The organism is Chitinophaga agrisoli, from assembly GCF_008386695.1.
GTDB lineage: Bacteria > Bacteroidota > Bacteroidia > Chitinophagales > Chitinophagaceae > Chitinophaga > Chitinophaga agrisoli.
This window is the reverse complement of sequence record NZ_VUOC01000004.1, coordinates 229,685-249,965: the sequence shown is the minus strand read 5'-3', so window position 1 is coordinate 249,965 and position 20,281 is coordinate 229,685. Positions and strand designations below refer to the sequence as shown.

The 20,281-nt window shown below is 50.1% G+C and carries 13 protein-coding genes; 10 read left to right on the top strand and 3 right to left on the bottom strand.

Going from position 1 to position 20,281, the window contains the following annotated elements; translation table 11 throughout:
- The first annotated feature begins 55 nt into the window (after positions 1–55).
- Positions 56–1,111, top strand: coding sequence for a glucokinase (gene glk, locus F0L74_RS20350; RefSeq protein ID WP_149839756.1), 1,056 nt, complete (start codon positions 56–58; stop codon positions 1,109–1,111).
- A gap of 43 nt (positions 1,112–1,154) precedes the next feature.
- Here glk and F0L74_RS20345 read toward each other — a convergent pair whose 3' ends face one another.
- The 3 genes from F0L74_RS20345 to F0L74_RS20335 form a co-directional block, all read right to left on the bottom strand.
- Positions 1,155–1,850, bottom strand: a complete 696-nt coding sequence (locus F0L74_RS20345; RefSeq protein WP_149839755.1) for a hypothetical protein — start codon at positions 1,848–1,850, stop codon at positions 1,155–1,157.
- A gap of 279 nt (positions 1,851–2,129) precedes the next feature.
- On the bottom strand, positions 2,130–4,604 hold the full coding sequence (locus F0L74_RS20340) for a Hint domain-containing protein (RefSeq protein ID WP_149839754.1): 2,475 nt from the start codon (positions 4,602–4,604) through the stop codon (positions 2,130–2,132).
- A gap of 66 nt (positions 4,605–4,670) precedes the next feature.
- Entirely contained in the window at positions 4,671–8,666 is a 3,996-nt protein-coding gene (locus tag F0L74_RS20335) for a hypothetical protein (protein ID WP_213087039.1), read from the bottom strand.
- A 195-nt stretch (positions 8,667–8,861) separates the two neighbouring features.
- Here F0L74_RS20335 and F0L74_RS20330 point away from each other — a divergent pair, with 195 nt between their 5' ends.
- The 9 genes from F0L74_RS20330 to F0L74_RS20290 all read left to right on the top strand — a co-directional run bounded on the left by F0L74_RS20330 (position 8,862) and on the right by F0L74_RS20290 (position 20,174).
- The gene (locus tag F0L74_RS20330; RefSeq protein WP_149839753.1) at positions 8,862–9,290 is read left to right on the top strand and encodes a hypothetical protein; all 429 of its coding nucleotides are present in this window, start codon (positions 8,862–8,864) and stop codon (positions 9,288–9,290) included.
- Between the two features lie 13 nt (positions 9,291–9,303).
- A complete protein-coding gene (locus tag F0L74_RS20325; RefSeq protein ID WP_149839752.1) occupies positions 9,304–11,094 on the top strand; it encodes a tetratricopeptide repeat-containing sensor histidine kinase in 1,791 nt (596 codons plus the stop codon).
- 5 nt (positions 11,095–11,099) lie between these two features.
- Positions 11,100–11,864, top strand: a complete 765-nt coding sequence (locus F0L74_RS20320) for a LytR/AlgR family response regulator transcription factor (protein ID WP_149839751.1) — start codon at positions 11,100–11,102, stop codon at positions 11,862–11,864.
- Between the two features lie 118 nt (positions 11,865–11,982).
- Positions 11,983–14,412 (top strand): AsmA family protein, encoded by a 2,430-nt coding sequence (locus F0L74_RS20315; protein ID WP_149839750.1) that lies wholly within the window; start codon positions 11,983–11,985, stop codon positions 14,410–14,412.
- Between the two features lie 112 nt (positions 14,413–14,524).
- The gene (locus F0L74_RS20310) at positions 14,525–15,511 is read left to right on the top strand and encodes an AAA family ATPase (protein ID WP_149839749.1); all 987 of its coding nucleotides are present in this window, start codon (positions 14,525–14,527) and stop codon (positions 15,509–15,511) included.
- The gene (locus F0L74_RS20305) at positions 15,511–16,044 is read left to right on the top strand and encodes a hypothetical protein (protein WP_149839748.1); all 534 of its coding nucleotides are present in this window, start codon (positions 15,511–15,513) and stop codon (positions 16,042–16,044) included. Before F0L74_RS20310 ends, F0L74_RS20305 begins: the two co-directional genes overlap by 1 nt.
- 24 nt (positions 16,045–16,068) lie before the next feature.
- Positions 16,069–16,521, top strand: coding sequence for a YqgE/AlgH family protein (locus F0L74_RS20300; RefSeq protein WP_149839747.1), 453 nt, complete (start codon positions 16,069–16,071; stop codon positions 16,519–16,521).
- A gap of 114 nt (positions 16,522–16,635) precedes the next feature.
- Positions 16,636–17,646 (top strand): alpha/beta hydrolase family protein, encoded by a 1,011-nt coding sequence (locus tag F0L74_RS20295; RefSeq protein ID WP_149839746.1) that lies wholly within the window; start codon positions 16,636–16,638, stop codon positions 17,644–17,646.
- Positions 17,647–17,795: 149 nt separating this feature from the next.
- On the top strand, positions 17,796–20,174 hold the full coding sequence (locus F0L74_RS20290) for an ABC transporter permease (RefSeq protein ID WP_149839745.1): 2,379 nt from the start codon (positions 17,796–17,798) through the stop codon (positions 20,172–20,174).
- The last annotated feature ends 107 nt before the right edge of the window (positions 20,175–20,281 follow it).

Here is a 20,281-nt window from a genome sequence, read left to right as displayed (position 1 = left end):
ACATTAGCATATTTGCACATCAGCACATTAACTCATTATTCCGTATTTTTATAACATGCAAGCAGTCAACGAACAACAATACCTTCCCCGCTTTGCGCGTATGAACCGGCCGGCTGGCCAGGACCCGCTGTATGTACTGGCCGGTGACCTGGGCGGCACCAATACGAGGCTGGCCCTTTTTGAGGCGGGCGGCGGTAAGATGGAGGTGGTGGAGGATCATGTATACCGCTCCCGGGATTATGCATCCTTTGCGGCTATTATAGCGGAGTTCGTGGGCCGCCAGCCTTCTAAACGGCCGCAGCGTATATGTATAGGCGTGGCAGGCCCGGTGATAAAGGGCAAAGTAGAGCTCACGAATCTTTCGCGTGAGCTGACGGTGGCGGAGATACAGGAGGCGGCGCATGTAGAGGAGACCACCCTTATAAACGACCTGGAGGCCACCGCGTATGGGTTGGCCACGCTTACCACAGACAGCCTGGTAACGCTGCATAGCGGACAGCCGGGCGCAGGGGGGAATATGGCCATTATAGCGCCTGGCACCGGGCTGGGAGAGGCGGGGCTTTACTGGGACGGTACTGCATATTCGCCTTTTGCCACAGAGGGCGGGCATTGCGATTTTGCTCCGCGTAATGAGCTGGATATGGAGCTGCTGCAGTTCTTGCAGGAGAAATATAATATTGTGAGCTGGGAGCGCCTGGTATCCGGTCCTGGCATCTATGATACCTTTAAATTCCTGCGGGATATCCGGCATATGCATGTGCCGGACTGGCTGGAGGAAGACCTGCTGGAGAAAGACCCTGCCGCGGTGATCAGCGGCAATGCCATTGATCAGAAAGTATCCATCTGTATAAAAACAATGGAGCTGTTTGTACGCTATCTGGCCAGGGAGGCCGCCAACCTGGTGTTTAAGATGAAGGCTACCGGCGGATTGTTTGTAGGCGGCGGTATCCCACCCCGCATCATCCCTTTACTGGAGGATAATAATTTCTACCATCACTATCTGCAGGGCGACCGCCTGATAGAGTTGCTGGCCTCTGTACCGCTGCATGTTATCAATAATGACAAAGCCGCCCTCTGGGGTGCGGCTTATTATGCGGTGAACGCTGGCTGATTGATGTGCACATTTGCACATCAATCAGCTGCACATCTGCACATTAACTCATCTGCATCCAAAACCCACTGAAAGGCAGATGCACGGGTAATCCATGGTGCCTGTAAGTAATTTCTGTTAAATGCGACCTGCCTGGTATTACATCTGTGGTATAGGGCCCTACGTAACCTGTACCGGGATCGTAACATTCTGTTTCATTGATCACGATGGAGTGCATGAACTGGCTGACAATGAGCAGGTGGGCTTCGCCATTCCGCGGCGTCTGGGCATAGTCTACCGGGCCGGCTACTTTAGCATAGGGCGGGCCGGTGATCAGGTCTGTTTCTACCTGGAGCAGGTTGGCCTTACTGCCTTTGCCCGTAGGATTGGTCACCTGCAACAGGTTCAGGGAATGCTCTGCCGCCTGGTTATAATGCACTTTTATACGGTCTGCGCTCAGTCCAAACTGGCTGGCTACATAGGTGAGCGCGGAGAAGGAGTTACGGTCGCTTACGGGAATACCGTAGCGGTAGGTGGCGGCATTGTTGGTAAGATCCAGGAAAAGGTTTCCTGTGATCTGATAAATATCCTGTGCAAAGGCATGGGCGCCCGGCATGGTATAACCGGCGGCCAGGTTGTCCGTATCCAGCAGGTGGGGGAGCCTGGTTAATCCAAAATGATGTAATGCCGCTGCCATTGAGAAGGCGGCGCAGCTGTTGATAGTGATTTGTCTGACCCCATTGTACGCAGCAAATGACATGATCCTTGTTGCTTTAATAATTATTAAATAAGGTTGAGGGTTATACGCAAAGGGAAATAAAAGTGCAGCACCACAGCGCTGCACTCTTCTGGGCCGTTCTACGGCTATATGAGGGAAAAGGGGGGCGGCGCCCCCGGGACGGTCTGTTTCATGCCGGGCGTATAATTTTACCCGTTTGTTGCAGGCCGGCGCACTGCTTGCTTTGTTACTGTCCGTACTCCAGGGCGCCGTGCCGTTCAACAATACAAATGTACAGCGGGCTGTAGGGGCATTTTGGGCTTATGGCATTAGTGGTACATTGATAGGAATAAGTGGCGCGGTTTTGAGTATGGAGTGATCATGGCCCCCGAGCAATGTGGTAAGACTGGCGCCAATAGCCTTGCCCAAACCCGCGCCGGTACCCAGGGCGTGCAATCTTTGCCAGCGGGTGGATAATGTATTGGCCGCCTGCAGGGCGGGCGATGTTACGCGGCCCAGTTCCAGGGCTATACGGCCGGTTACTTTGCCGTGGGCGTCAAAAATGAAATGTTCCCCGCCTGATCCCTGCAGGAGGGCTTCCGTAATGGCTACGCTGAACCGGCCGGTTAGCCGGTCTGCTGTCCGCAATTCCCCTTGCAGCATGGCTTTTGGCGCGGCGCCGCGTATGACCCCAAAATCAATCAGCTGATCCGCAAAATATTGCCACCTGGGTTGGTCCCGGGCGGGAATGATAAGCTGCCGGTTATTATCCTTCATGGCGGGCCAGCCATCCACCGAAAAGCTGATCTCCAGGTCTGCAGCCGCAGGAAGGGGCGCATCGCCCGCGAATATGAGATCATGCAGGGCTACCACAAAATGATCGCCGGCGGCGGGCGCGCTGTGGCGTGCCCGCCATGCCATGGCTGTTTCCCTACGGATAAAACGGCTGAGGCGTCTTACCAGGTGATATTCCAGGAGGGAAGCGTGGGCATCCCATTTACCATCGTGCATATAGAAGTCCGGTCCGGGGATCACCGGCCGTTGTAACGGTTCCAGTGGTTCAGGATCAAGCAGGGCATCGCATAAGGGCGCATGCTGCAGTTGCGCGAAAATGCCGGGCAGCTGGGTAGCGGGATCGGTTAGGTGCTGGCGGCTAAGGGGCAGTACAGACTGTAATGCGGTCACGATAGCGGCGGTGGTTGGGATATCCACCAGGGGATCTGCTGTTTCCGCATCTACGGCAAAAAAGTATTGTGGCCCGCCTACATAGTATACGGGGTGATCGCGTTCCCAGCCTTCCAGTACAAGGTCGTAGACTTCTTGTGCCGCGTGGTTATCAGCGAGGCTGGTGGTGTCTTCAGTATAGTGCTGGAGGTTATCTGCGATACTGCCGGCGATATGCGGCGTTAGCTGCGTAAGCAGTATGTTGGCGGGAGCGCCTGCTTCCAGTCCGCTGAGTGTTAACCCGGTGGCCAGGGTGAGCACGCCAGCGCCGCTCATGGTAGGGATGCTGTCTGTTAAGGTCCAGGCATCTACAGCGGCGCGTTTGGCGCTGTGCGGGGCAGCTGTTCTGAAAGGGTGTGCGGCGGTGGCAAATACCTGCTGGCCGTTTAGCTGGTATAAGGTGCGGCCGGCGCGTTGCGGCGATTCTACCAGTACAACCTTGCGCGGGCCGGTATTGGTGTATACCAGGTGGCCGGGCTGGATGGCGCTGATGGGTTGTGTGTTGCCATCCGCCATCATTACGGCCGTATCTGCGCCAAAGCAGCTGGCGGGCTGGGGCAGGTAACTATTGAGCGTACCCCAGGTGGTAAAGCTCAGGGAATAGCCGTTGGCGAAAGTAGTCATGTTATCCGGCAGCTGCGGGCCGATAGCGTCGTTATAATGCGCCAGTACCGGCATATCCGCATGAATAGCGCCTAAAGCGGCGCCCACCATGTCTGCGCCGGACAACGGGGCAAACCAGCTGCTATAACCGCCATTGCGCCAATGGCCGGCTGATACTTCGATGGGAACATCCAGGCCGGCTGCCGCATAGCGGTTGATGGCGCCATCCAGATCTGGTAAACCTAATGCCCACAAGGTGACCCAGAGGTTATAGAGGAACCAGGCCGCCGCGGCGGAGCTATCGCCCCCCATAGAGATGGCCAGGTTGATGTTGGCGGTAAACTCGCCGTTTGAAATGGCGGCGTCCAGGGTGGTGGCTGCCTGTGACAACAGTCCGGAAATGGAGATCGTTTTGAGCGCCTGGGCAGTGGGGGCGAAGCCCTGTTCAAATGCCGCCAGGTAGGCATTGGTCAAAGCTGTGGTGAGCTGTTGATGAAAGGCGGTAAGGTTGGTGGCCAGTTTACCGGTATCCAGGGATACGGACAGTTGCTGGTGGATAGCGTCTGTAAGCAGGGCCACGGCATAGGCGCCCCACCAGGTTGTGGTGAGGTTACTGTTTGCCTGCGGTATGAGCTGTGCGGCCAGGGTAGACGCGGGCGTTTGTACAACACCGTTATAAAAAGCGTTACGGTAACCATTATAGGGTCCTTTGTAGGTATAGCTGGTATTGGAACCCAGGGTGCTTTGCATGGGCGGCTCCGTGACGGCGTTATTGGGCAGGTTTACCATACCCAGGTTTACGAGGATACCGCGGTGGGCATTCATCATATCCGGCGAGCCGTAATAGGGCATGGCGTTGATGAGTGCTGTAAGCATTTGCTGCACACTGTTTGTGGCCGCCGGCGTTTTATTGATAATGCGGGTGGTATGCGCTGCCAGCTGTTGCTGGTATTGCTCGAATGTAGGCATATAAGCGGATATTAAAAGACCGGGAAAGGCCTATTGATGGCCCTCCCCGGTCAGGTAAACAAAAGATCAGGCGAGTTCCAGACTGGAGGGCATGGCAGCTTTTGCTGCTGCGGCCACAGTTATCTTAAAGGCGGCGCTGGCGCTACCCAGTATATTTTTGACTGTTATCGTCTCATCCAGCTGTGTGGCCTGCGTAGCTTTTTGCCCGTTGGGGGTAAAGCTGCCGGTTTGGATGCTGAATGTGAGGAATGGCGGCAGGGCGGTATTGGTGATGCTAAAGCTTAGCGGTGTGCTGGGCAAGATGCCAAAAACAGGCCCGTATTGTTGCTGCGCAGACGGGGCGCTGTTAAGGATAAAATGCAGGTCCGTCATTCTTAAGTAATTGGGCGCCATGCCAGCCATTTCGAGGGTGAAGAAGATATGGTTATCATCTACATTCCCAATCGCCAGACCGCTGTCTGTAGCCATCAGGAAATCCTTTGCCTGTGAAGGGGCATAGTTGCCTTTATCATCCGGTAATACCGGCTGCAGCTGTAACAGTAAGGAGGCCAGCTGTTTGTTGCTGTAATTGGTGGCGCCAAAGCAGCCGCTAAGCCATGTTTGGGTGAGTACCGTGACCGGATCGCCCAGCTTACCGGTGGCCTGTTTTTTGGCGGGCATGAGCGGCTGGAAAGAAACAGTCTGATCACTCATGAGGCTCAGGAAAACCACTTTAGGCGCAGTTACTCCGGCGGGTTGTATGATGGTAAGTATACGGCTCATGCCCTGGGCATCTGTGCTGGCCTGCCATACGGTATCCGGCAGGGAAGTATTGGCGCCATAGGAGAAGCGCCCATCGTTCTGAATGCCAATGACCTTGTTATAGTAGCTGGATGTAAGGGTAAACCCGATCATCATCAGGTTGTCTTTATCAGGGTTCTGGTGCGCCACCGCATAATCCATAGCCCCGGCCTGACGCCCTACATAAAAGCCGGCAGGTTTTACATAGTTGTTTACAAAATCCTCCACAGGGTCTGGCTGTTTTTTGAACAGCTGGTATAACATCAACCCAATGCCCGCCAGGGCGGCCAGGATGGCCAGGGGTCCCGCGCAGGTGATAAGGGTGGCCATGGCGCCTTCTTCTGCAACATAACCACCTAAAATGGCCCATTCGCCAAACGTATTGAACAGGGCCAGTGCACCGCCCACGACATTGATAATGTCTGAAGCCAGCGCCACGCCAGTTTCGCCGGTGGTCATCATATAGATGCTGAAACCAATACCGGCCAGCACCAGTATGGTGCCCAGGCGGGTGGCCACAAACTCATCCAGGTTCTTACCAAACACTTTGGCGGCGAAGCTGGTCTCTTCCGCATCAGTAGCCGCGTTGTTTATTAATACCGCTGTTTCACCTGCTGCACCATCTGTGGCCAACCGGCCCAAACTGCCTTCTGTATCCGCCAGCCAGCGTGCGGTGGTATTGCCTATTTTCATGAGGCCCCAGTCCAGTTCCTGCGCCTCTCCGGAAATCAGTATTTTATTCAGGGCGGCAAAACGCTGGAGTTTGCTCATGCCTTCTACGTTGAAGATGGCGTATGCGCGAATGCCGCGTTTTACGATAGCCGCCAGCACCTGTACACCCAGCTGGATGGTGTTGGTGACCAGCTGGCCTTTTTCGCCATCGGACAATTTATCCCACTGTTTATACTGGCCAATCAGGTTAAAGATGGAAAGGCCGGCAATGCCCGCCACGAGTACGCCGCCAAACACTTCTGCCGCGCTGGAGAAATTAGGGTTCTCTATTTTAAAACGCGCCACAAATTTGGCTACTACATAGGGGAGGTTCATGGCTTCCGTCACCGCTTCTGAGAAACTCCGCAACGCATCTATAGAGTCATGCAGGATGGCATCTGCATTTTCACTGTTGATGATGCCCTGTATGGATTTGGCTGCTGCCGCTATTTGCTGGTCTTCGTTATTGACGTTCTGGTCAACGAATTGCTGCAGGTATTGTTTGATGATGTCAAAATCAGTACCGCCGTTTTCAAACCCGAACATACCCGGCAGTATGTTAGTAGCCAGGAATATATTCACGGTGTTGTTATACTGACGGGCAAAATAGCCGGAGGGATCCAGTGCGGTGAGCACGGCCTGGTTGGTCTGGAACAGGGTGCCCAATGTGGTAGCGTCCGCGGAGCCTGTGTTAGCGCCCATTTGCAGTGCAATATTGGCCAGGATACCCGGCGCGGTGTTATAGGTATAATACCTGAAGGCCCAGTATAGTTTATTATCTTTTGCATACTGGCCTACGGCCTGCACCTCTGCTATGAGTTTGGCTTTGAGATCAGGGGTGGTATCGTCCTGTGCTACGTTTGCATTGATATCTGCGATGGAGAGCTGTACCTGCTGGTCTATTTGGGGGGCCAGTGCGGCGGCATTGCTCAGCTGATCATCCAGGTAATCTGTAATTGCGGCAAATTTTTGTTTCCATTCGTAGTGGAAAAGTAATTGTCCGTGCGCATAATATACCGGCGAGTTAGCTACCTGTGTTTTAAGCCATTCAGCAGCCCTTGGCCCGTTCATATATTTAGCCTGATCGCTGCTACCGCTGGAAAGGCCATGGGTTAATACCGCGGTGGCGAGGGATGCGTACCAGGCCTGCGGATCTTTTACATCCTTAACCGGGGAAGCGGCTACGATGGCTAATTCCCCGCTGAGCGTAGGTTTCTGCTGGCCCTGGAACAGGAGATCATACAGGTCGTCCGGGATGCAGCTATTCATAATGGTGCTGAGGCCATCGCGTACTTTTGACTGTATAATATCTGTCCATCCTTTCTGGCCCTTCTCATCCGTCATCATCACAAATGGCTTCATGAGGAACAATCCGTCTATCGTAAGCCCGCTATCGTTGAGCACTTTATGCAGTAATTGCGTTTGTTCGTGCAGGTTAGTATGCAGGTCGCTGTGCGCGGCAATGGCCTGGGCGGCGGTGACCGGGTCTAACCTGGCAGCCATCCTGGGGCCGTTATCCGGCGTGGCGGTGTTGCCGTTCTTTTCGAACCAGAGGCTGCCGCTTTCCGCGAGGCCTGTTCTTTGCTGCAGCGCCGGGGCCAGCCCTTCCCAGGTGAGCACACTGCCTCTCATACCGGAGCCGGGCACAGGCTGGCCGTTTATGACCAGGCGGCCGTCAAAAACGCCAAAGGGCGCGTGCGTATCTGCCAGGCGGTAGTAGCCGGTAGCCATGGCGGCATTCCGTACCCCCTGCAAACCTACGAGGGTACCGTTGGGGGCCGTATCGTCTATCTCCATGGCGCCGTTGATGGTGGCGGCGTAAGCATCTTCCCTGGCGGATAGCCAGTAAGGATATACCGTATCCGGGCCGGTGGTGGGATTACCGCTATCCGGGAAGGGATCGGCGGTTGCTTTAAAGGTGAGGTCCCATACCATTTGATCGTTATAGCTGCCCAGCTGCAGGGATGCTGCAAAATCCGTGAGGGAGGGATCCCAGGGGATATCACCCGATTGCAGATCTTCAAATTCAAAGGTGAAAGAAGGGGGCGCAAAAGGGCCTCCCTGGGTAACGGTATAGGTTAATAACAGGCGGTTCTGGACCCAGCTGGCTGCTTTCCATTCCGGCGCATTGGTATCCCATAATAACCCGGTCACCTGGTTGCCGGAGGTTTGGTAGGCAACGCCGGCATTTAATGCCACGGCGCAGTTAAATTGCGCGCGGGCGCTGGCATTCACAGAGCAGGGATCCAGCTGATCGCCAATAACGCCATGCGCGCCGAGGCCGTTATTATAAAAATGAAGCTTGCCGCCGCCATGGGCGCCGTTCCAGGTGAGGGTATCCTCATGATCATCAAACCGCCAGGCATTACGGGGAATGGGCAGTTGATCTATAAAAAGCTGGTGGTTGTGAGGTTGCGCAGGGTCGGGGCGCAGTAAGATCACCCTGGTGGGGATGGCCTTATCCGTATTATTGAAGGTATTCATCCTGGAGATCACAAAATCCAGGGCGGTAGCCTGTTTCAATGCATTTGAGGGCCGGCGTTTCTGCCGCGTGTTGGTAAGCGGTTTCATGGAAAATGTATTTATGGGTGAAACGATGCGTGGCTAAATTACGGAGGTCTGTAAAGCATGGGCGCAGCAAGGACATTAGCGGGATGCTGATGGGTATAAAAGGTTAGGTTTATGGTAGGAATGGTAAATAAGCTATTATGGATAACAAAGAATGAATATAAATACTATATTTGCCACCTCACAAAATCTCTCCTTATGCCTTCAGACGTTACTATTCGGAAAGTAAAACTTACGCTGCAACAGACCGGGTTGGCAGTGCCATTTGCTACGGAGCCATTATTGACCGTAGGACCTCCTGAGGAAGAACCAGGAAACACTTATACGCTGCAATTAGGCTTGTATGTGCCGGATCCGGCCATCCCTCGCCTGAACTTTGTAGATTTCAGCACAGTGAGCTCCATTGACACAGAGGCGGGCACATTGCTGGCCAGGGAAGCTACCGTAGAATATGTCTTCGACGGTACGCCGGCCACCACGTTCTCCTTCTGGACGCTGGAAGTGGAGTATACTGTAAACAGCAATCCAGCACAGGCTATTTTTTCACATTTCACGCAAGTAAATCCTGACGGGGGTCTGGGCGAAACATCCCGGGGTACCGTTACCACTGTAAAGAGAGGCGGTTAATGCACTTTTATTCATGAGGATCTACAGAACTGTAACCATCGCACTGCTTTTTTTTTTGATCAACCATCAGCTGCGGGGGCAATCTGCGCAGTTGAAGAATGTAGTTGATAATCAAATCAGGCATTATTGCAGTATATGCATCAACCGGCCGGGGGACACGGCCAGGGTACTTATCGCCAAACAATTGATGGAGCCCTCCTGGCGGGTAAACTTCCATAACAGCCATGTATCGCAGGCGGAAAAAGACCTGGATGCCGCATATGATTATATCCTTCAGACCATGGAGGATATAGATAATGATACGAGCCATCCGATCTACGCTGCCGCGCTTTTCATGAAGTCAGGGATCCAGTACAAAAAAGACCTGCTGGAAGAGGCCCTTCGCGGCTATCAGTATCTTATTGGCCACAAAGGACTGGACAGTATACTACAGGCGAACAGTTATATTAACATTGCGGAGATCTACAACCGGCAGGAGAAATATCCCCTGTCCCTACAGTACTATGACACCTGGGAACGGAAGTTTGGTCCGCAGGTAGATACCTTTACGCTTAAAAGTGTGTATCATAATAAAGCCCTCTGTTTCTTTTACCTGAAAAGGTTTGATGAAGCAGAGGGTTATTTTATGCGCAGCATGCGCATAGAGGAACGGCTGGGGGATACTACGGGCCTGGCCATATCGAGCATGGATATAGCCAATCTGTACTACGAACAATATATGGACGCCAAGGCCATCCCGCTGTTTGAAAAAGGCCTGGCGCTGGCCAAGCGCGCGGGCGATATGGAGGTATTGCGGAATGCCTACAAGAACATGGCTGTGGTGGAACAGAACCGTAAACGCTACAATGAAGCACTGGAATACCGCCGCCAGTTTGAGATGATACAGGATAGTATCTGGAACCGTGATCATGTATGGGAACTGGCGCGGCAGGAAAGAAAACTGGCCTTGCAGAAAAGAGAGCATACCATCCGCGTGCTGGACTGGCAAAGGAACTCGTTGTTGATTGCGGTAATGGCCATTCTGCTGATGGCTTGTGGTATATGGCTGGCGTACCGCGCACAGATCCGCAGTAAACGGATCATTGCCAAACAGAAAGAAGAACTGGATATACTGAACCAGACCAAAGACCGCCTTTTTTCTATTGTAGCACATGACCTGCGCTCGCCGGTATACCGGCTTAAAGCCAACCTGACCAGGCTGCGTAAGGCCATCTGGCAGCAGGAACTGACCAAGGCGGCGGAACTGGCTGCCAGTAATGAAAAGATAGCCGGCAGCACCTATGTGATGATGGATAACCTGTTGCATTGGGCGCTGAGCCAGACGGGGCAGCTTTATTTCCGCCCGGAAAAACTGCACCTGCGTACGGTTATCAATATGATCTGCCATGATCTGATCCCTTTGGCGAATGATAAACAGGTAACCATTCACCAGGTAATAGCAGAAGAAGTTACCTTTGCAGCCGATCTGCATTCGTTTAAGATCATTGTGCGCAATCTTATGGACAACGCTATCAAATATACGCCCGCCGGTGGCGACATCACCATCTCTGCCTGCCTGGCGGAAAAGGATGAATGCCATATCCAGATCAGGGATACCGGGGTAGGTATGGATGAGGAAGCGTTGCAGGCCCTGTTTGACCCGGAACGTAAAAAGATACGGCAGGATACACAGGGGCATGAGGGCACCGGCCTGGGATTATGGCTTTGTAAGACCATGACGGAGAAGAACAATGGCCGTTTAACCGTTACCAGCGAGGTTGGGAAAGGCACTACCTTTACTATCTGTTTACCTGTAAATGCATAAAAACTATGAATGCTGTGAAAGTAATGATCGTCGAAGATGATCCCTATGAAGCGGAACTGCTCCAGGGCATGTTGAATGATCATGGCTACCACATCACCGGCACGGCAGATAACCTGCCGGAAGCGTTGCGGTTGTTCTATACCAAACCGCCGGATATTGTTATCATAGATGTATACTTACACGGTAAGCGGGACGGCGTAGTATTTGCCACCCAGGTAAGCGAAAGCGGGGAGGCGCAAAAGCCTTTTATTTTCCTTACCAGCTCTGTGGACCGGGAAACATTTGAGGCGGCCCGGCTTACCTCGCCCTTCAGCTACCTGATGAAACCCTTTAATGAGCCGGAACTGCAATATGCTATAGAGCTGGCCATTGAGAAGTTTGCGGAGCGGTTTGCCGGGGCAACCGCGGGCGCTTTTTCCGCTGCGGAAGGGCAGGGGGTGATGCTGAATGATTTCTTTTTTGTAAAAAGCGGTCATACCCTGGCCAAGATCCAGCTGGATGATATCCTTTATATTGAAGTAGAAGGTAAATACAGTAAGATCATATGCACCAAGGAGAAATACCTGGTGCAGCAACCGCTGAAGGTGTTGCTGGAGCGCCTGCCGGTGAACCAGTTCATACGGGTGCACCGTAACCATATGGTGAACATCCGCAGCGTATCAAAACTTAACCTGCAGGAGAATGAGGTGGTGCTTTCCAATGGCACTTCCATTATATGCAGCCGCAGGTATATTGATGACTTCCTGCATTTGTTTGATGTGTTGAAATAATATTCCCCACTCCCTATTGGCATAAACGCCGGCCTTCAGCGGCATAGTTATTGGATAAGTATATATTTGGTACGCCGGCTGAAAACCGGAAATTCCTTAACTTAAAGGAAATTACCCCATGCCCAAATGGTTACGTATAGTTATCAGGATAGGCGCCGTGCTTTTGGGATGTTTCATCTTATTATGGCTGGTTTTGGCCCTATACATCCATCTGAACCGGCAATCCTTCCTTAAACAGCTTACCGGGCGGCTGAACCAGGGCCTGAATGGCACGCTTACGATTGGGGATATATCGCCCTCCCTGTTGCGTAGTTTCCCCCATATGTCCATGGCACTTGACAAGGTGGAACTGCAGGATAGCCTGTGCGCGCAGCACCATCACCCCCTGCTTTCCGTTAAGCGTATATTCGTTAAAGTGAATACTTTTTCCGTGTTCCGCCGCCGCCTGGATATCAGGGAGATAACGATGGAAGATGGGACCATTTATTTATATACTAACGAACAGGGGTACACGAATACGCATGTATTTGCCTCCCGCAAGGAAAAAACTACTGGCAACGGCTCCGGGAAGGACGCCGCTATTGCCAGCCTGGAACTGCATAATATGCTGTTCGTAGTAGATAACCAGCAGAAAAACAAGCTGTTCCAAGTGAACATCTACACCCTGCGGGGCAGTATGGCTGCTATGGATAGCGCCTGGCGCTTTAAGATCCGCACGCGTGCGCAGGTGAACAGTTTTTCCTTTAATACGGAGCGGGGTAGTTATCTTAAAGACAGGATACTGGAGACCAGCTTAGAGATAAATGTGAACCGGGCTACGAAAACATTAACAATACCAGCGCAACGGATAGATATTAATCAGCAACCGGTAAAGGTGGGCGCTGTTTTCACTTTTGGCGAAAAGCCCGTCAGCTATACCATTACCATTGCCGCTGCGGGCATGCCTTACCATACCGCCACAGGCCTGTTGCTGCCGCATCTTACCCAGAAACTGGACAGCATACAGCTGGAAAAGCCGCTGGATGTCGATGCGCGTATAAAAGGCTATATGCGTGAGCATGATACGCCGGATATACGGGTGAACTGGAAGACGGCCAATAATGTACTGGTTACCAAAGCCGGCGAATGGAGTGATTGCAGCTTTAGTGGAAATTTCCGGAATGAGGCCCAGCCCGGGTTGGGACATAATGATGAAAATTCTGCTGTGACGTTTTATGGATTCAAAGCCAAATGGTGGGGCATTCCACTCAGCGCAGATACTTTACGCATATTGAACCTGAAACGCCCGGAATTAATGGGACGTTTTAAATCTGAGTTTCCGCTGATGGATCTGAATGATCTGGCCAGCGAGACCTTTGCATTTACAAAAGGGATGGCCAGCGCAGACCTGTACTATAAAGGCAGCGTACTGGCCGGGGATACGGCGCCTACTTTCCTTAAAGGCGCTATCCATCTCTCCAACGGGGCGCTAAGCTACCTGCCCCGGGACCTGCAGTTCCATGATTGTAATGCGGTGATAGAGTTCACGGGGCAGGATATGTACTTCCGTAATGTGAAGGCGCAAAGCGCTAAAAGCGCTATACAGATGGATGGCAGCGTACGTAACCTGCTGGCTTTGTATTTCAGCGCGCCGGAAAAGATACTGGTAGACTGGAACATACGCAGCCCGCAGCTGGACCTGGACGAGTTCCGGTTTTTCCTGGCGCCGCGTAAAAAGCAGGCGCACAAGGGCGGCGGCAGCAGCCTTTCACGCAAGGCCAGCCGGATGGCGCGTCAGCTGGATGTAGTGCTGGACGCCTGTAATGTAAACATGCGCGTGCAGCTGGACCAGCTGAACTATCGCCGTTTTAATGCCCAACGTGTAGTGGCTGACCTGCGCCTTACCCAAACGGATATCCTGCTGCAACAGATCTCCCTGGCGCATGCCGGTGGCAGCCTGATGATGCGGGGCGCTATCCATCAACAGGGAAATAATAACCGCTTTAAGCTGAATACGGATATACGGAATGTCCATATTGATCAGTTGTTCTATGCCTTTGATAATTTTGGGATGCAATCCCTTACTTCCAAGAATCTGAAAGGGATACTTTCCGCCCGGGCAGACATCACCGGTAACCTGTATGATAAAGGCAAGATAACGCCCCGTTCCCTGTACGGCACCCTTAGCTTTGACCTGCGGCAAGGGGCGCTGGTGCATTTTGAGCCGCTGGAAAATATTGGCAATTTCTTTTTCCGTAAGCGGAATTTGTCGAATATCACGTTTGATAATTTGCAGAATACGCTGCAGCTGCAGGGGAATAAGATCATTATACCGCCCATGCAGATAGCCTCCAGCGCGTTGAATATGGATGTTACGGGGGTGTATGGGATGCCCACCGGTACGGATATATATTTGGATGTACCGTTAAGGAATCCGAAGAAGGAGAAGAAGAATAAGGGGATTGTGCTGCATTTGAGGGCGACGGATGATAATAAGGAGGGGAAGGTGAAGATAAAATTGGGGCGGAAGAAGGAGGTGGATTCGTTGCCGACGATGACGGAGCAGTGAGGGGGTGGTTTTGACACTGGTGTTATCAGTTTGTTCATTGTTGCCAACCACAACAAAGAAATAGGGTAAAAGCAGGTTGTTCAATGCAAAAAATATCTATTTTTAGCTTAAGATGTCAAATTCAATTAATTACATATCCATCACCAACTTCAAATCTATTCAGCACCTGGAGCTATCGGGTTTTAAGCGTATTAACTTATTTATAGGACGCCCTAATGTGGGGAAATCGAATATCATTGAAGCGCTGTCTTTATTTTCGATTCCCCACCTGAGAGAAAACGCATCCAGGAAATTAAGCACTTTGGTTCGTTTGGAAAATGAGCCGGAGCTGTTTTATAATGGTAATGCAGCAACGGATGCAGTCATTAGTACGAATGAGGGGTCGGTAAAATTGAATTATCATCCTAAGGAGGGTTTAAAGATCTCGGTTGATCTTTTTGGTGAAGTTTATAGTTTTCAAGTTGATGAAAAGTTAATGGTCAAAAGTGGGTTGAGAACCAAATCGTTTGAATCTCCGATCAAACGGTATACTTATAAATCCGATGTTCCTTATAAAAAAGGGCATGCCAAATATCTTATTCCTCCTTTTGGCCCGAATCTGCTGTCTATCATCGAACAATATGGCGCGCTCAGGAATGAGGTAACCGATCTATTCAGGGAGTATGGACTTGATATTGCTTTTGATAAAAGCAGTCAGACCATTAAAGTTATTCAGTCCAATGATAAAGATGGCATCTTCCTGATCCCTTACAGTTCGATTGCGGATACACTACAACGCATCATTTTCTATAAGACAGCGGTAGCATCAAATAATGACAGTGTTTTATTGTTTGAAGAGCCGGAGGCGCATTCGTTTCCTCCCTATATGGCGCATCTTACACAGGAAATGATACATAAGCAGGATAATCAATACTTTATTGCGACTCATAGTCCATTTATATTGAATGACCTGTTGGAGAACAGCCGGAGTGAACTGGCTGTTTTTATTGTTCATTATGAATATCATGAGACGAAGGTTAAACAGCTTTCAGATCAGGATTTGCATGATGTATTGCAAAATGGTATGGATTTGTTTACTAATAGTGAAAGTTTTATTTGATGGATGAAGCAGTTATCCCCGAATGTTTTGTAGATACCAATCTTATTGAAACTCTGGTCCCTCCGGTAACACGTTATAATCATCAGAAAGGCTGCGGGACAGTTACTATGAAGATGAAAAAGGCCTTTGGCGACCGGTTTGCATTGGGCATTATTGATAAAGATAAACTTGAAGTAGATTATCTCAAGGAGTTTATTATTGTTTGCGAAACGGTGTCATTAATACTTCACCGGCATAGGGACGCTGCAAAACATCATTACATCATCCAAATTAGCCCAGCTATGGAGCGTTTTATTATGGATGGCGCCGCCGCTGTGAATATTTCATTATCTGATTTTGAGTTACCAATGACATTGGAACCATTTAAGAAAGTATCGAAATCTGTACTTACCAAAGATGATGACCGGTTTAAGCGGCTATTTAGGGCGATGTACCAAGCGGGAGCGGAGGATATGGTGAGGCTGGCGAGATGGGTTGAGTATTTAAAAGAAAACAGATATGAGGCTGATTTAGATGTACTAAAGTCTCTTTGAATTTTAGTTCGTGATAATTTATATATGAAACAAGGCTTGTTTTTACATAGTACGGATCTTTTGGATGATAGCTTTTTTGAGAAGGCCGTAATATTTATTGCGGAGTATAATGAAAAAGGGGCGATGGGGTTTGTGGTGAATAGACTATTCCCGCGGAGGCTGAATGAGTTGGAGGAGTTTAAACAGGTGGGGCCTTTTCCGGTGTATGTTGGCGGACCGGTGGACCAGGAGCATATTTATTTTGTGCACCGGCGGCCGGATGTGATAGCGGGAGGTAGCCTGGTGGCGGGCGATGTTTTTTTGGGTGGGGATTTTAAGGATGTGGTGCGGGGGATCAGGAACGGGGTGATTGGCGAGGAAGATGTGAAGGTGTTTATTGGGTATTGTGGCTGGGATGGAGTGGAGTTGGAGGAGGAAGTGGAAGAAGGGAGTTGGGAGGTAATGGAGAAGGCGGAGGTGTTTGGGGATTTTTTTTAAACAAGTAATATCAAGATATGGGCGGCTACGCCAATAATATGTTAAAGTGATCTACCATTAAAAATCCAATAGTCAATATCGGATATCTTAGTAAAGAAACCTATTTCCTTTACTATGATGAAAATGTACAACGTAGCTTTACTAGGATTTATTATCCTTTGCAGCGCATGCAAAAAAGACCCATTAGCGAATATTGACAAAGATGCGCTGTTTGGAACGCCCACGTCCGGAGAGTTGGAAGCGATACAAACAAGCTGGGAGAAAAGGGATCTGAACCCAGTGGACATTAAAGTTGAAAAAACATATCCGGCGCATGCCAACGTTCTTCTTAAGATCATTTCATTCCGCTCAGCTGGTTATAAACAATATGCAGGCGTATTGATACCCTTTACTACAAAGCCTTTGCCTGTTAGGATGTATGTAACAGGATTTTCGCTGAAAGATGCTACCAGTGAACATAATATCAAAATAGGCACTGATAGTCTACGGTTTGTATATATGCTTCCTGCATTAAAAGGCCAATCCCTGCGTTTAACTGTTGATGGTATACTGTATGAGACGCCCGTTTCAGAAGGGACAAGAAATGACGCCTTTGATGGCGCCGCGGATGATGCTATTGCAAGCCTGAATGCGGTGGTTAGTACATGTGAGGAAGCTGATGGTTCAAAAGTGATGATACAGGGCGGAAGCAGAGGGGGAACAGTGGCATTATTAATGGCGGAGCGGGATAAAAGGGTAAAATTGGCGGAGGCGATCGCTTTTCCCTCGGATCTGCTCTCATTAACAGCAACACATCAAAATGACCCGACGTACAAATTTCAGTTCCTGGATGACTTGATCAGCGGAAAGGCTACCCTGAAAGAAACCAGGTTAAAACTAATTGCCAGCTCTCCATTATATTTTTGCAAGCAGCTTCCTAAAACGCAGGTGCATTTTGGCGATAAAGATGTTATTACACCCAAAGAGCAGGGGGAGCGGTTATTTGATGCAATGAAGGCAGCAGGCAGGGAGGCTGATATGGAGTTGTTTATATATAGTGGCCGGAGCCATGAGGATATAGGGAACGATAATACTGAAATGCAGGAACGGATCGAAGGGTTCTTTAAGCAGATCTATGCTCCGTGATGATGATTGCGGCGCATTTCATAATCGAACAGCCATTGTCCGTTTCCGAACAAACAAGGTTTTCATGAGATAGCTATCCCGCTGTAAATCAATATATATGTTTGTCCGGCATTCGCTTTGCGCAAGCTGCTGCTGTAAATCCAAACCGTATGATAAGGAACTTCTTTAAAGTAGCTTACCGTAATCTTCTCCGCAATAAGGGCTTTTCCGCCATCAATATTACGGGATTGGCCATTGGTATGGCTGCCGCGGTACTTATTTTGTTGTGGATTCAAAATGAGGTAAGCTATGACGGGTTCCATAAAAACAAGGACAGGATCTATGAGACATGGAACCGGGTGCCATTTGATGGTAAGATCACGTGCTGGAATACGGTATCTGCCCCAACAGCCCGCGCCATAGAAAAAGATCTGCCTGAGGTAGAGCGTGCGGTGAGGGTACATTCGAGTGAAAGTTTCCTGCTTACTGTTGGCGATAAAAAAATACTGCAATCGGGGATCATGGTAGATACTGGTTTCCTGCAGTTATTCAGTTTCCCGATGCTGGAAGGTAACCCGCTTACAGCACTGAAAGAAAGATACTCCGTAGTGCTTACTGAAAAAACCGCTAAAAGCTTATTTGGCGGTGAAGATGCATTGGGGAAGATCATAAAGATAGGAGAGAATGAAAGTTTTACGGTGACTGGGGTTTTAAAGGATCTGCCTAACAATACAAGGTTTGATTTTGATTGCTTATTGCCCTGGGCGAATGTACAATACGCGGAAGGGCAGGACTATGGCTGGAGTGATAACAGTACTGCTACTTATGTATTGCTGAAGCCTAATGCAAGCCTGGCATCCATCGCGCCCAAAATAAAGGTGTTGAGACAGCATTACAGTGATGAGGCAAAGGAAATGAAATGGGAGCTGTTTCTGTACCCGATCAGCCGCTGGCGTTTATATTCGAGCTTTAGTGATGGTGTGGAAGATAATGGTGGCCGTATCATGTTCGTAAAGCTGTTTGGCATTATAGCGGGTTTTATATTGCTGATCGCATGCATCAATTTTATGAACCTGAGCACCGCGCGGAGTGAAAAAAGGGCCAAGGAAGTGGGGATACGGAAAGTGGTGGGTGCGCAAAAAAGCTCGCTTATTAACCAGTTTATAGGGGAGTCTGTTTTTCTTGCCCTGCTGGCAGGTGTTGCGGCCATTATCATTGTGCTGATATGCCTTCCCAGCTATAACGTGCTGACGGATAAAAAGCTGTTCATAGACTTTAAGAATATCTATACCTGGATGGCATTTACCGGGTTTATCCTGTTTACGGGACTGCTGGCAGGCAGTTATCCCGCGTTTTTCCTTTCTTCTTTCCAGCCGGTTAAGGTATTAAAGGGCACCTATAAAAGGGAGCATGCATTGGTAACGCCCAGGAAAGTGCTGGTGGTGTTACAATTTACATTTGCCATCATCCTTATCATCTGTACCATTGTTGTAAAACAGCAAATAGATTATGCCCGGGACCGGGATACTGGTTATAATAAGGATAACCTGGTGTACCATTTTATGACGGGTGATATATCAAAGAACTATGCCCTGATCAGGAATGAATTGCTTAGTTCAGGTATCGCTAAATCAGTGACAAAAACAAACTCTCCGCTCACTGAGCGGTGGAGTAATGGGTGGGGACAGGACTGGGAAGGGAAGGATCCTAATGATAAAACCTCTTTTGACCGGTATCTGGCGGATGAGGGCCTGGGTGCTACTGCGGGGTTGCAATTTGTGGCGGGCCGTGATTTTGATCTGAAACGATTTCCCACGGATTCAACGGGGCTGATCGTCAATGAATCGGCGTTGAAAGTACTGAAATTCAAAGACCCTATTGGTAAAAGAGTGAGTGATCTTGGGATCGACTGGCATATTGTAGGGGTGATCAAGGACTTTATCCTGACCAGCCCTTATGAGCCCATTAACCCGATATTGATATGCGGGGCCAAGAGCCAGTTCATGACGTTCAATGTGGTGCAGATAAAGCTGAACGGGAGCAACGGGACGGCAAAGAACCTGGACAGGATGGCGGCTATTTTCAAGAAATATAATCCTGATTATCCTTTTGATGCAAAATTTGTGGATGAGGCGTATGCCAAAAAGTTTGAGAATGAAAAAAGCCAGGGCAAGCTGGCGGGGTTGTTTGCCTGCCTGACGATATTTATTTCATGCCTTGGCTTGTTTGGGCTGGCCACGTATATGGCGGAGAACAGGATCAAGGAAATTGGGGTGCGTAAAATACTGGGCGCCTCTGTAAGCAGTATTACGGCGTTGTTGTCCAAAGATTTTGTGAAGCTGGTGATAGTGTCGTTTTTGATAGCCACGCCGCTTGCCTGGTGGGGTATGCATAGCTGGCTGCAGAGTTATAGTTATAGGGTAGGGATACAGTGGTGGGTGTTTGCGCTGGCGGGGATGTTGTCGGTGGTGATCGCATTGCTGACGGTGAGTTATCAATCGATCAAGGCGGCGATAGCGGACCCGGTGAAGAGTTTGCGGGCGGAGTAGGCCGTTGCAGGGAAGATGATGCAATTTTGCTGCCCGGAAACGTTTGTTACTGACAGTCCGGGAACTAATCCCTGCAGGCATCGATCAAAAATGATTGGTTAACTTTT

Coding starts and splice junctions, on each gene's coding strand:
- F0L74_RS20300 (WP_149839747.1), top strand. CDS start 16,069: ATGAAACAAGGCTTGTTTTTACATAGTACGGATCTTTTGGATGATAGC.
- F0L74_RS20340 (WP_149839754.1), bottom strand. CDS start 4,604: ATGCCTACATTCGAGCAATACCAGCAACAGCTGGCAGCGCATACCACC.
- F0L74_RS20330 (WP_149839753.1), top strand. CDS start 8,862: ATGCCTTCAGACGTTACTATTCGGAAAGTAAAACTTACGCTGCAACAG.
- F0L74_RS20310 (WP_149839749.1), top strand. CDS start 14,525: ATGTCAAATTCAATTAATTACATATCCATCACCAACTTCAAATCTATT.
- F0L74_RS20325 (WP_149839752.1), top strand. CDS start 9,304: ATGAGGATCTACAGAACTGTAACCATCGCACTGCTTTTTTTTTTGATC.
- F0L74_RS20335 (WP_213087039.1), bottom strand. CDS start 8,666: ATGAAACCGCTTACCAACACGCGGCAGAAACGCCGGCCCTCAAATGCA.
- F0L74_RS20320 (WP_149839751.1), top strand. CDS start 11,100: ATGAATGCTGTGAAAGTAATGATCGTCGAAGATGATCCCTATGAAGCG.
- F0L74_RS20295 (WP_149839746.1), top strand. CDS start 16,636: ATGATGAAAATGTACAACGTAGCTTTACTAGGATTTATTATCCTTTGC.
- F0L74_RS20290 (WP_149839745.1), top strand. CDS start 17,796: ATGATAAGGAACTTCTTTAAAGTAGCTTACCGTAATCTTCTCCGCAAT.
- glk (WP_149839756.1), top strand. CDS start 56: ATGCAAGCAGTCAACGAACAACAATACCTTCCCCGCTTTGCGCGTATG.
- F0L74_RS20305 (WP_149839748.1), top strand. CDS start 15,511: ATGGATGAAGCAGTTATCCCCGAATGTTTTGTAGATACCAATCTTATT.
- F0L74_RS20315 (WP_149839750.1), top strand. CDS start 11,983: ATGCCCAAATGGTTACGTATAGTTATCAGGATAGGCGCCGTGCTTTTG.
- F0L74_RS20345 (WP_149839755.1), bottom strand. CDS start 1,850: ATGTCATTTGCTGCGTACAATGGGGTCAGACAAATCACTATCAACAGC.